General features: G+C 67.8%; 11 protein-coding genes and 1 rRNA gene. 6 read left to right on the top strand and 6 right to left on the bottom strand.

What is annotated here, in order from left to right:
• The first annotated feature begins 3 nt into the window (after positions 1-3).
• Positions 4-118, top strand: a 5S ribosomal RNA gene (gene rrf, locus AC5P6E_RS04740).
• Positions 119-527: 409 nt separating this feature from the next.
• On the opposite strand, the gene AC5P6E_RS04735 is transcribed toward rrf, so the two are convergent.
• The 3 genes from AC5P6E_RS04735 to hemH all read right to left on the bottom strand — a co-directional run bounded on the left by AC5P6E_RS04735 (position 528) and on the right by hemH (position 4,737).
• Complete coding sequence (locus tag AC5P6E_RS04735; protein ID WP_053443753.1) at positions 528-2,633, bottom strand: methyl-accepting chemotaxis protein; 2,106 nt, start codon at positions 2,631-2,633, stop codon at positions 528-530.
• Between the two features lie 290 nt (positions 2,634-2,923).
• On the bottom strand, positions 2,924-3,778 hold the full coding sequence (locus AC5P6E_RS04730) for an alpha/beta fold hydrolase (protein WP_019337951.1): 855 nt from the start codon (positions 3,776-3,778) through the stop codon (positions 2,924-2,926).
• Complete coding sequence (hemH, locus tag AC5P6E_RS04725) at positions 3,775-4,737, bottom strand: ferrochelatase (protein ID WP_019337950.1); 963 nt, start codon at positions 4,735-4,737, stop codon at positions 3,775-3,777. Before hemH ends, AC5P6E_RS04730 begins: the two co-directional genes overlap by 4 nt.
• 165 nt (positions 4,738-4,902) lie before the next feature.
• On the opposite strand from hemH, the gene AC5P6E_RS04720 reads away from it, so the two are divergent.
• From AC5P6E_RS04720 to tatC, 4 genes are all read left to right on the top strand, one after another.
• The gene (locus AC5P6E_RS04720; protein WP_010482416.1) at positions 4,903-5,796 is read left to right on the top strand and encodes a lipid-binding SYLF domain-containing protein; all 894 of its coding nucleotides are present in this window, start codon (positions 4,903-4,905) and stop codon (positions 5,794-5,796) included.
• A gap of 75 nt (positions 5,797-5,871) precedes the next feature.
• Positions 5,872-6,099 carry a Sec-independent protein translocase subunit TatA gene (gene tatA, locus AC5P6E_RS04715; RefSeq protein ID WP_005420453.1) on the top strand — a complete coding sequence of 76 codons (228 nt, stop codon included), beginning with the start codon at positions 5,872-5,874 and terminating at the stop codon, positions 6,097-6,099.
• 15 nt (positions 6,100-6,114) lie between these two features.
• A complete protein-coding gene (tatB, locus tag AC5P6E_RS04710) occupies positions 6,115-6,573 on the top strand; it encodes a Sec-independent protein translocase protein TatB (protein WP_019337949.1) in 459 nt (152 codons plus the stop codon).
• Positions 6,570-7,319: a twin-arginine translocase subunit TatC gene (gene tatC, locus AC5P6E_RS04705; RefSeq protein ID WP_010482410.1), complete on the top strand. Its 750-nt coding sequence runs from the start codon at positions 6,570-6,572 to the stop codon at positions 7,317-7,319. The genes tatB and tatC overlap by 4 nt, the downstream gene beginning before the upstream one ends.
• Before the next feature lie 85 nt (positions 7,320-7,404).
• Here tatC and AC5P6E_RS04700 read toward each other — a convergent pair whose 3' ends face one another.
• Genes AC5P6E_RS04700 through AC5P6E_RS04690 form a run of 3 tightly spaced genes read right to left on the bottom strand, consistent with a single transcriptional unit; the run spans position 7,405 to position 10,920 of the window.
• Entirely contained in the window at positions 7,405-8,316 is a 912-nt protein-coding gene (locus AC5P6E_RS04700) for a BPSS1780 family membrane protein (RefSeq protein ID WP_019337948.1), read from the bottom strand.
• A 50-nt stretch (positions 8,317-8,366) separates the two neighbouring features.
• Positions 8,367-9,113, bottom strand: coding sequence for a glutamine amidotransferase (locus AC5P6E_RS04695; protein ID WP_010482408.1), 747 nt, complete (start codon positions 9,111-9,113; stop codon positions 8,367-8,369).
• Entirely contained in the window at positions 9,085-10,920 is a 1,836-nt protein-coding gene (locus AC5P6E_RS04690) for an ATPase, T2SS/T4P/T4SS family (RefSeq protein ID WP_019337947.1), read from the bottom strand. Before AC5P6E_RS04690 ends, AC5P6E_RS04695 begins: the two co-directional genes overlap by 29 nt.
• A gap of 83 nt (positions 10,921-11,003) precedes the next feature.
• On the opposite strand from AC5P6E_RS04690, the gene glyQ reads away from it, so the two are divergent.
• Complete coding sequence (gene glyQ, locus AC5P6E_RS04685; protein ID WP_019337946.1) at positions 11,004-11,915, top strand: glycine--tRNA ligase subunit alpha; 912 nt, start codon at positions 11,004-11,006, stop codon at positions 11,913-11,915.
• The last annotated feature ends 61 nt before the right edge of the window (positions 11,916-11,976 follow it).

Here is an 11,976-nt window from a genome sequence, read left to right as displayed (position 1 = left end):
CTCCCTGGTGAAATTAGCGCTGTGGAACCACCCGATCCCATCCCGAACTCGGAAGTGAAACGCAGCTGCGCCGATGGTAGTGTGGCTCAAGCCATGCGAGAGTAGGTCATCGCCAGGGTTTACACCCAAAACCCCGCTGCTTGCGCAGCGGGGTTTTTCTTTGTGCGCAGGAAATACCGGGTAATGCCGGCCACTGGCCGGCAGACGCGTTGATGAAACCGCCGCGAGCGGCGGCGCCAACCAAGGTTGGCGACTACCGATGGCAGAGGGATCAGCGGTAGATCCACGCCGCGCGTGGATGCTCTCCGCGAGGAACCCAGGCGCCAACCAAGGTTGCCAACTAACCCACAGCAGGCCCGCGCCGCAATCGTTTGCCGAATAGGTCCACGCCGCGCGTGGATGCTCTCCGCGAGAAACCACGGCGCCAACCAGTGCGGGCCGCTACCGGCGTGACCCATCACGCACAACACGCAAAAAAACGGCGCCCCGCGGGCGCCGTCTTCATCGGGATCACCTGAAAAACGGGATCAGGCGACCAGAGCCTCCTCATGTGCTTCCTGCTGGCGGAACACCGAGACCGCCTCAGTCAGCGTCCCCGCCTGCGACTGCAGCTCACGTGCGGCAGCGGTGGCTTCTTCCACCAGCGCCGCGTTCTGCTGCGTGGCCTGATCCATCTGCACCACGGTCTGGTTGATCTGCTCGATACCGATCGACTGCTCCTGCGACGCTGCGGAAATCTCGCGCATCAGGTGGCTGACATCCTCCACGCCGCCCACAATGCCCTGCATGCGTTGGCCGGCGTCGGCCACCAGCTGGGCACCTTCGCCCACCTGCCGGCCTGCTTCGTCGATCAGCTTCTTGATCTCCTGTGCGGCCGCCGCCGACCGCTGTGCCAGCACGCGCACCTCGCTGGCCACCACGGCAAAGCCTCGGCCCTGCTCGCCGGCGCGTGCCGCCTCCACCGCTGCGTTCAACGCCAGGATATTGGTCTGGAAGGCAATGCCGTCGATGACGCCGGTGATGTCGCCGATCCGCTTCGAGGCACCTTCGATGGCCTGCATGGTATCCACCACCCGCTGCATGGCCGTGTTGCCGTCACTGGCAGCGCTCTGCGTGGAGGCGGCCAACGCACTGGCCTCACGCGCATGGGCGGCGTTCTGGCGCACGGTGGCGGTGAGTTCCTCCATCGATGCTGCAGTCTCCTGCAGGTGCGCGGCCTGGCGCTCACTGCGCTCGGACAATGCGCCGTTGCCGGCGGCAATCTCGCTGGCGGCGGTACTGATCGACGCCGCACATTCCTGGATGCGACCGACCATGCGTGCCAATTGCCCGGCCGTGGCATTGGCATCGCGCTGGATCGCGGCGAAAGCGCCGTGATATTCGCCGTGCATGCGCCGATCCAGATCACCGTTGGCCAATGCCGAGAGCATCTGCCGCACTTCGTTGACGGTGCTGCCGAGCGTATCGAGCAGCTGGTTGATGCCACCGGTAAGGCCATCGAGGAAGCTGGCACCTTCAGTGGCCTGCAGGCGCTGGTCGAGGTCACCGGCCGCTGCCGCTGCAACGATGCCGGCCACGGCATTCTCCAGCGCGAGCTCATGGGTGCGGTCATGCCACTCCACGGCGAAGCCCAGGCGCATGCCCTGCGCGTCGAACACCGGGGTGACCACCTGGGCGAAGTGCACCGGTCCGATCTGCACCTTGCCGTTGTGCGTGACCTGCAGGCCGTTGAGGATGGCGCGGATACGGTCCGGGTTGGCATGGAAACGATGGATGCTGCTGCCGACCAGGCGTTCGGCATCGAAATCGGGGAAGGCCTGTCGCAGCGTCGCCTGCTGGTTGCGCAGCAGGGCTACCACCGAGCGGTTCACATAGCGGATCACGTGGTCGTTGTCAGCGATCATCATCGCGGTCCGCGAGGCATCCAGCGCCTGGCGGATCTGCGCGTTCTCGGCATGGGCCGCCGCCTCGCGTCCACGCTGTGCCTGCACGTGGCGTGCGGTGTCGGCCAGGGCGTGGGCGAGTGAACCCGGTGCATAGGCGCTGGTGTCGGCATGTGCACCAAGATCGGCACCGGTGGCGATGTCACGTGCCAGCGCGGCAAGCCGATGCGGGCCATGGCCAAGGGCCTCGGTCTGCTGCCGAAGGCGCAGTGCGACCTGGCCGAGGAACAAGGTCAGGCCCGCGAACATGCCGGCCTGCAGCAGCGTTGGCCACGCGGCAGCGCCCGCCTGCAGCGGTGCCAGCAGCGCGAGCGTGCCGACGCCACCGGCCAGCCACACCGGAAGGCGATCGCGGTGGCCCAGCAGCACGCCCAGCAGCAGGGCAATCGGCAACGCCGGTGACAGTCCGGCGATCGCGCACAACACGGCCAGCTGCAGCGACAACAGCAATGCCAAGCCGTTGCGGGCGACGGCCCGGCCCGCCTGCGGTCCGCCGAACCACGCGGCTGGCAGCACGGCGACGGCCACCAACGCGGCGGCCTGCAGCTGCGGACCCCGCAGGGCCAGCACCAGGCCAGCCAGGGCCAGGACCGCGCTGCCGATCAGCAGGCGGCGGTCAGCGCGGCGGGCGAGATGCTGCAGATGCGGCAGTCGGGCGGTATCGGGGGGACGGGAGAATGCAACGGACATCGGCGACTCCTGGATCAGCAAACGACAACGGCCACGCCGCGGCGCACGCAGGAGTGCGTGACCAGGGCGCGAGCCGGGAATTCGGGGAATGCGACGCGATCAGCGACGCGGAGACGGGACACCGTGACCACATCCTGTGGGTGGCGGTGCAATGGAGCGGGCATGCGGACTTCCTTGCAGAACCAGACACACGCCGCAGGTCCGACCGGACCTGCGTGCTGCGGACGCAAGGGCCCGCAACTGATGTATCGGCCGCAGACGCGCAGAGTGAAGCGCGCCGGTGCCTGCGCTCAGCCGCCGTTGTCGTTGTTGAAGAAGTGCAGGATCACATCTGCGATCTGTTCCGGATCTTCCATGTGCAGGTGATGGTTGCCGGCAAACACCGCCAGACGGCCATTGCGCAGGTGCTGCAGGCGATCACTGCGCATCGGCTCGGGATAGTAGGACTGTGCCGGCGTGGCGTAGATCACCTGCGTCGGGCAGGCAATGGCCTGCAGCAGGTTGTCGATCTGGCCTTCGCTGAGGCGGATCGCAGTGGGCAGCATCAGGCGCGGGTCGCTGCACCAGCGGTAGCCGCCTTCGACAGGCTCCACGCCGCGCTCGACCAGCAGCCGTGCACAGCGCTCGCTGAGCTGGTTGGTCATCATCCGCGCGCGGATCGGCGCGGCGAGGTCGGGGAACACGCGCAACTGCTTTCGTGCCAGCCCACGCGTGGCATTCACATGCTCGCGCAGGCGGTTGGCGGTTTCTTCCTCGGGACCACGCAGGCCGCCGAGTGCTTCGATCGCCACCAGCCGTTCGACCCGATCACTGACCGAGGCGGTGAGGCTGGCGATGCCGGCGCCCATCGAATGGCCGAGCAGGTTGAAGCGGTCCCAGCCCAGTGCATCGACGACATCGAGTACGTGGCAGATCGCGGCGGCCGTGGTGTAGCTGGCACCCGCCGGCAGATGCGCGCTGTGGCCGTGACCGGGCAGGTCGATCGCCACCAATTGCAGCGACGACAGATGCGGCGCCAGCGGCACGAAGCTGGCCGCGTTGTCGAGCCAGCCATGCAGGGCCAACACGCGCGGGCCGTCGCCGTGGTTGCGCAGGCCGGCGACGCGCGCGCCACCGACCTCCAGTTCAAACGGCTGCAGACTCATGCCAGCGAGGCCACGGCCAGCCGCGCCAGGGCGCGAGCGTGTTCCGGATCGGCGTTGAGGCACGGGATGTAGCGCATCGTCGCGCCGCGCTCGGCCAGCGTCTCGGTGAACCCCAGCGCCACTTCCTCCAGCGTTTCCAGGCAATCGGTGGCAAAGCCCGGGCAGACAACGTCGATCTGCTTCACGCCGGATTCGGCCAGCGCCCACAGGCTGGGTTCGGCATAGGGCTGCAGCCAGCGCTCGCGGCCAAACCGCGACTGGTAACCCATCTGCCACTCGTCCCTGCCCAGTTCCAGTGCCCTGGCGATGGCCTGTGCACTGGCCTCGCAGCGCTGCGGATACGGATCGCCTGCATCGGCCAGGCGCTGCGGGATGCCGTGGAAGGAGAACATCAGCTTCTGGCCGCGACCGTGCTGTTCCCAGTAGCGGCGGATCGAGCCGGCCACGGCCTCGACCCAGCCCGGATCGACCGAGTAGTCGCGCACCAGGCTGACGGTTACGCCCGGGTTGCGGCGCTGCCACGCATCGACGCGGTCTTCGACCGAGGCGGTGGTGGTGGTGGAGTACTGCGGGTACAACGGCAGCACGACGATGCGACGCGCGCCTTCGGCGGCGAGGCGGTCGAGCTCGCTGGCCAGGGCGGGTTCGCCATAGCGCATCGCATGGCGAACCTTCAGGGTCGGCAGCAGGGCCTGCATCGCCTGCGCCAGCTGCCGGGTGTGCACCATCAGCGGTGAGCCGTCGGGCAGCCAGACCTGGGCGTACTTGGCCGCCGAACGGCCGCTGCGCAGCGGCAGGATCAACCCGCGCAGCAGCGGCTGCCACAGCAGTGCCGGGATCGAGACCACGCGGGGGTCGGACAGGAATTCAGCCAGGTAACGGCGTACGGCGGGGGCCGTCGGCGTCTCGGGCGTGCCTAGGTTGACCGCCAGCACGGCGGTATCGGGTGCGTCGAGCATGGGCGGTATTGTCGCCGATCCGGCGCCGTGCCGGGATGCAGGGTTCGGATTGCAGGCATAGCGCGCGTCAATGTGAGCAGGGAACGCTCATTGGAGATTCATGACAACACTACTAATTTCAGTCACTTGCTATATCTTCCTATGGACTGACTTCTGGAGCCTGCCATGCGTCGCCCGATCCAAGCCCTGCTGATCGCCGCCAGCCTGCTGTCCAGCCAGGCCATGGCCGGACCGCAGGAAGACCAGCGTGCCCGCAATGCCGTGCGCGTGCTGGCTGAAATCCAGGAAATCCCTGAACAGGGCATTCCGGACAAATTGCTCGACGAAGGCCGCGCGGTCATCGTCATTCCCGACACGATCAAGGCCGGTCTGGTCATTGGCGGTCGCCGTGGCCACGGCCTGATGTCGGTGCGCATGCCCAATGGCGCCTGGTCCAATCCGGTGTTCGTGAAGCTCACTGGCGGCAGCATCGGCTTCCAGGCCGGTGTGCAGTCCTCCGATGTGGTGCTGGTGTTCCGCAACGACCGCAGCCTGGACAATCTGGTCAACGGCAAGTTCACGCTGGGCGCCGATGCCGGTGTCGCCGCCGGCCCGGTCGGCCGCAATGCCGCCGCTGCCACCGACGGCCAGCTGAAGGCCGAGATCTGGTCCTGGTCGCGCGCCCGCGGCCTGTTCGCCGGTGTCGCCCTGGATGGTGCGGTGCTGCAGATCGATGATGCCGCCAACTTGGATGCATACGGCAGCAACACCACGCCGCGCATGATCTTCGAAGGCCGCGCCGCCGGTTCGCCGTCGATGGATGTGGTCGCCTTCCGCGATCGCCTGGAAGAGGCCACCTACGCCGCGCGCAACAACCGCAGCGGCAACGGCGGCAGCGCCCCGCGTCCGGCAGCGGCCCCGGCGGTTGCTCCAGCGCCTGTTCAGGCAGCGCCGGCCGCCCCAGCCGAGGCCACCACCGCGCCGCTGCAGAACGTGCCGCAGAACCCGCCGCCGCAGCAGCAGGGTTTCCAGCCGGTCAACGACGGCGAAATCCGCACGGAAACGCTGGGCGGAAACTGACTTTCGTCACGCGCGCCGGCTAACACCCGGTGCGCTATGCTCGACAGCCTGATCACTAACGTAACGAGCGTCTTTATGGGCAGTTTCAGCATCTGGCATTGGTTGGTCGTGCTGGCCATCGTCCTGCTGGTGTTCGGCACCAAGCGCCTGACCAGCGGCGCCAAGGATCTCGGTTCGGCGGTCAAGGAATTCAAGAAGGGCATGCGCGACGAAGACAAGCCGAACGCGCAGCTGGGCGATGAGTCGCGCAGCCAGGACGCCTCGCGCACTGCGCAGGACGAGCACGACCGTAACGCTCGCTGATCCGGAGCGGTTGCGGTGTTCGATATCGGCTTCAGCGAACTGCTGGTGATTGCAGTGGTCGCCCTGGTGGTGCTCGGTCCCGAGCGCCTGCCCAAGGCGGCCCGCTTCGCCGGCCTGTGGGTGCGTCGTGCCCGCAATCAGTGGGATTCGGTGAAACAGGAACTGGAGCGCGAACTGCAGGCCGAGGACATCAAGCGGCAGATGCAGGACGTGCGCCAGGGCATGCAGGACACCGAGAACCAGCTGCGCGCCAGCGGTGAAGCGATCCGTCGCGAAGCGCAGGAGGCCCGGCAGCAGGGCGATACGCTGGCGCAGGAGGTTCGCGCACCGGCGCCTGCGGATCTGCCGCCGCATATGAGCGCTGCGCCCGATGCCGTTGCGCCGGCACAGGAGAGCGTTGCTCCCGCGCCGACGCCGGCGACACCCCCTGAAGCCGGTGCGCCGCCGCCGCAGAGCACGGAGCGCCAGCCATGAGTGAACAGGATTTCGGCGAAAGCTCGCTGGTCGAACATCTGGTGGAACTGCGCGGCCGCCTGGTGCGCGCACTGCTGGGCCTGGGCGTGGTGCTGCTGGCCCTGCTGCCGTTTACCCAGAAGCTGTACAACGCGCTGGCCGAACCGCTGGTGTCGCAGCTGCCGAACGGGCAGACGATGATCGCCACCAACCCGGCCGGTGCCTTCTTCGCACCGTTGAAGCTGACCTTCTTCGTGGCCCTGTTCGTGGCGGTGCCTTGGCTGCTGTACCAGCTGTGGGCGTTCGTTGCCCCGGGCCTGTATGCGCGTGAGAAGCGCCTGGCGGTGCCGTTGCTGGTGTCGTCGGTACTGCTGTTCTACACCGGCTGCGCCTTCGCCTACTTCCTGGTGCTGCCGGCGGTGTTCCATTTTCTGACCACCTTCAGCCCGGACGTGATTGCGATCACTCCGGATGCGAATGCCTACCTGGATTTCGTGCTGGCGATCTTCTTCGCTTTCGGCGGCAGTTTCGAACTGCCGGTGGCGATGGTGATCCTGGTGCTGCTCGGCTGGGTGACGCCGCAGCAGTTCAAGGAAGGCCGCGGTTACGCGATCGTCGGCATCTTCGTGGTGGCGGCGGTGCTGACCCCGCCGGACGTGGTGTCGCAGCTGATGCTGGCGATCCCGATGTGCCTGCTGTACGAGCTGGGCATCCACGCCGCACGCTGGCTGGTGCCGTCGTCGGTAGTGAAGAAACCCGCCGCCTGATGCGGTAGCGCCGGGCCATGCCCGGCGTGCCGGGTTCGATGTGATGCCACCGCCGGGCATGGCCCGGCGCTACCGGTGGGGCCGGTCAGGCGTGGAACACGTCGCTCGAGGTCGGCGTGGTCGGAATCGGCGGCGCCGCGCGGCTGCCGCGGTGCACGAACATCTGCTTCCACGCGGCGTAGACCGCGCCGACATACAGCGGCATCAGCACCGTGGTCAGCACCAGCTGGGCGATGAAGGCCGCGGCCAGCGGGCCACCGATCAGCATCGCGATCTGGATCACGATCACGAACAGGATGTACATGCAGAACGCGGCGATCAGGCCGAGTGCGGCGAACACGAACATCGCGCCGATGTTCTCGATGCAGCCCTGCAGGCTCAGGCGCAGCGCATGCATGCCGCTCTGCTTGTCGAACACGACCAGCGCCGGCTGGGTGAACATCGCCAGCGACAGCGCCACCGCGCTCAGGAACACCAGCAGCATCCACAGCGCGATGCGCTTGGCCGGCAGGTTGGCGACCAGCGCCGCTGCATCGTCCGGCTTGATCTGCTGGCCACTGCGGCTGATCTCTTCCATCTTGGTCATGACCTCGCTGAAGGCGGTGAAGCCCTCGCGGCCGATCATCAGGAACAGCAGCGCGCCCAGCAGCAGCACCGCCAGCACCTGGATCGCCAGCGGCACCAGCAGGTGGCTGACGCGGTGGTCGCGGATCGGCTGCAGCAGGTGCGAGGCCACGCCCGGGCGGCCTTCGTCGATCTCGCCCACGGCATACAGCATGCCGCCGAACATGATCGGCGAGATGGCCAGGGTCATCAGCTGTACGGCCATGCCGGCGGCGCCGGGAATCAGCGTCGACAGCAAGGTCACCACCCAGCTCACCAGCAGCCAGGTCAGGCCGATCCGGGCCAGCTGCAGCGGCGCACGCCGATACAGCGAGAACGTATCCAGCAACCACTGGGCGCCCGCCGAAGCCGGCAGCTTGCGAATCTCTTTCATGGACATCCGGGAAGGACAGGAGGGGGCCGGGCGGCTGCCCGTGCCGCCGATTATCCCTGTTTTGCCGCCGGCTGGGCTGAAGACAGCCGCGCCTGGCGGACGAAGCGGCGCAACAGCTGGCGGGCCAGCGGCGCGGCGCTGACCGCACGCTCGATGCTGCGGGCACAACCGCCGTGGCGACCGATGCAGTCGGCACGGGCGCGCACGTAGCCGCGCATGTGGTGGGTGGCGAATTCCGGATGGAACTGCACGCCCCAGGCCTGGCGGCCCCAGCGGAAGGCATGGCAGCCGTCCAGTGGTGAGCGTGCCAGCACTTCGGCGCCATCAGGTGCGCGCAGCACGGTCTGCAGATGGGTGGCATGGGCGGCGAAATGCTGCGGCAGGCCCTGGAACAGCGGGTCCTGCGCCGCCTGCGGCTGCAGTTCCAGCTCGATCGTGCCCGATTCCCGCCCGGCCGGGTTGTAGGCCACTTCCCCACCCAGCGCGTGTGCCAGCAGCTGGTGGCCGTAGCAGATGCCGAACACCGGCAGATCGTCGTGGGCGGTCTGGCGCAGCCATGCGGCGCTGCGCTCGCTCCATTCGGCGTGGTCGGTGACGAAGGCGGCCGAGCCGGTCACCAGCACGCCAGCGAACGCATGTGGGTCGGGCAGAGCGCCACCGTGTTCGACATCGACCACCACCGTTTCGTGTTCTTCCAGCCCGGCGGCGACCCGGATCCAGTGCGGAAAGCGCCCGTAGCGGCGCAGCGACGGTACCGGGCGGCCGGTTTCAAGGATCAGGAACGGGGCTGGGTTCATCCGGGGGCGGCAGGACTGACAGGACTTCCTCGATTGTAGTCAGCCCCTGCGCCACCTTTTCAAGCCCGGCCTGGCGCAGGGTTCGCAGCCCTTCAGCCCGTGCGGCCCGGCTGAAACCGGCCAGATCCATGTCGGCACGGATCTGCCCGCGCAGCCGCGAGCCCAATGGCAGCAACTCATACAGCCCGATGCGGCCAAGGAATCCGGTGCGCCGGCACTCCAGGCAACCGACCGGCCGACAGGGCGTGGCGGCATCTGGATATGCAGCATGGCTATCAGCCAGCACCGCCCAATCGGCGGCGCCGAGGCTGTGCGGCTGCTTGCAGTGCGGGCACAGCGTGCGCACCAGGCGCTGGGCGAGGATGCCGTTGAGGGTGCTGGCCAGCAGGTAATGCGGCACGCCCAGGTCGAGCAGGCGGGTGACCGCCGACGGCGCATCGTTGGTATGCAGGGTGGACAGCACCAGGTGGCCGGTCAGTGAGGCCTGCACCGCCATCTGTGCGGTCTCCAGGTCGCGGATCTCGCCGATCATGATGATGTCCGGGTCCTGCCGCAGCAGGGTGCGCACGCCGCTGGCGAAGTCCAGGTCGATGTTGGTCTGCACCTGCATCTGGTTGAACTCGGGCGCGATCATCTCGATCGGGTCCTCCACCGTGCACACGTTCACGTCCGGCGTGGCCAGCCGCTTCAGCGTGGAATACAGGGTGGTGGTCTTGCCCGAGCCGGTCGGGCCGGTCACCAGCACGATGCCGTGCGGGCGCTCGACCAGCGCATTCCAGCCGGCGGCCTCCTGCGGGCTGAAGCCGAGCTGGTCGATGCTCTTGAAGGCGGCATCCGGGTCGAAGATGCGCATCACGCACTTCTCGCCGAAGGCGGTGGGCATGGTCGACAGGCGCATCTCGACCTCGCGGCCGCCCGGCGAGCGGGTCTTGATGCGGCCGTCCTGCGGGCGCCGGCGCTCGGCCAGGTCCATGCGGCCGAGCACCTTGATGCGGCTGACCACGGCGGTCATCACTGCCGGCGGGACCTCGAACACCTTGTGCAGCACGCCGTCGATGCGGAAGCGCATGCGCCCCATCTCGCGGCGTGGCTCCAGGTGGATGTCCGAGGCGCGCTGTTCGTAGGCGTACTGCAGCAGCCAGTCGACGATGTGCACGATGTGCTGGTCGTCGGCATTGACGTCGCCGGTGCGGCCCAGCTCCACCAGCTGCTCGAAGCTGGGCAGGGTGGTGTTGGCCTCGCCGCGCACGTCGCCACGGGCGCCGCGCACCGAGCGGGTCACCCCGTAGAACTCCATGGTGTAGCGGTGCAGGTCCAGCGGATTGACCACCGCCAGTTCGATGCGGCGGCGGGTCAGGTGCTGCAGGTCGCGGCGCCATTCCTGCACCAGCGGCTCGCTGGTGGCCACCAGCACGCGCTCGGCATCCACCGCCAACGGCAGGAAACGGTGGCGGCGCGCGTAGGCGTGCGACACCAGCGCGGTCACCGCAGCGACGTCGACCCGGGTTGGATCGATGCGCAGGTAGCGGCTGCCGGTGCGCTGCGCCAGCCACTCGGTGAGGCGTTCCAGGGTCAGTTCGCCGCCGCCGGTGGCGGCCAGCTTGAGGTTGGACAGCAGTACCAGCGGGTGCACTTCGCTGGCGTTGCGCGCGCCCTGCGCGGAAAACCGCATGCGCTCGCGGTCCTGCTCGGCCACCAGGTCATCGGCGACCAGGGCCGCGGCAATCTGCTCGAAATGCAGCCGTCCCCAGGGCAGCGGGACGCCGCCCGCCTCGCCGGGCGTGCCTGCCGGCAGCCGATGTTCCATCTGCCTGCTCCTCCCGGGTACGGAATGCCCCGCAGGTCGGCCGTTATACTAGCGCACCCCCTTGCCGGCCAAGACTCGTACGCATGTCCGCGACCCCGACCGTTCCGATCACCTTCCAGGGACTGATCCAGACCCTGAACCAGTTCTGGGCCCAGCAGGGCTGCGTGCTCATCCAGCCGCTCGACCTGGAGGTGGGTGCCGGTACCTTCCACCCGGCCACCTTCCTGCGTGCGATCGGGCCGGAAAGCTGGAACGCGGCCTACGTGCAGCCGTCGCGACGCCCGACCGACGGCCGTTACGGCGAGAACCCGAACCGCCTGCAGCGCTACTACCAGTACCAGGTGGCGATGAAGCCGGCGCCGGACAACATCCAGCAGCTGTACCTGGATTCGCTGAAGGCACTGGGCATCGATCCGCTGGTGCACGACCTGCGCTTCGTGGAAGACAACTGGGAATCGCCGACCCTGGGCGCCTGGGGCCTGGGCTGGGAAGTCTGGCTCAATGGCATGGAAGTGACCCAGTTCACCTACTTCCAGCAGGCCGGTGGCCTGGAATGCCGCCCGGTGCTGGGCGAGATCACCTACGGTCTCGAGCGCCTGTGCATGTACCTGCAGAACTGCGACAACGTCTACGACCTGGTCTGGACCTACGGCCCGGACGGCCAGCCGGTGACCTACGGTGACGTCTACCACCAGAACGAGGTGGAGCAGAGCACCTACAACTTCGAATACGCCGACGTGGAAGAGCTGTTCCACCGTTTCGACGCCTGCGAGCGTGAAGCGCAGAAGCTGGTGGAAGTGAACCTGCCGCTGCCGGCCTACGAGCAGGTGATGAAGGCCAGCCACACCTTCAACCTGCTCGATGCACGCCGTGCGATCAGCGTGACCGAGCGCCAGCGCTACATCCTGCGCGTGCGCGCGCTGGCCCAGGCGGTGGCCAAGGCGTACTACGAGCAGCGCGAGAAGCTGGGCTTCCCGGGCGCGAAGAAGGCCTGACGGCCGCTCCCTCCCTCTCTCAACTTCCGGGGCGCCGGACGCGTTGCGCGCTGCGCCCCCA

The organism is Stenotrophomonas sp. YJH_SMC_16, from assembly GCF_059367875.1.
Note: the sequence above shows the minus strand (reverse complement) of the source record. Positions and strands in the feature narration are given on the sequence as shown.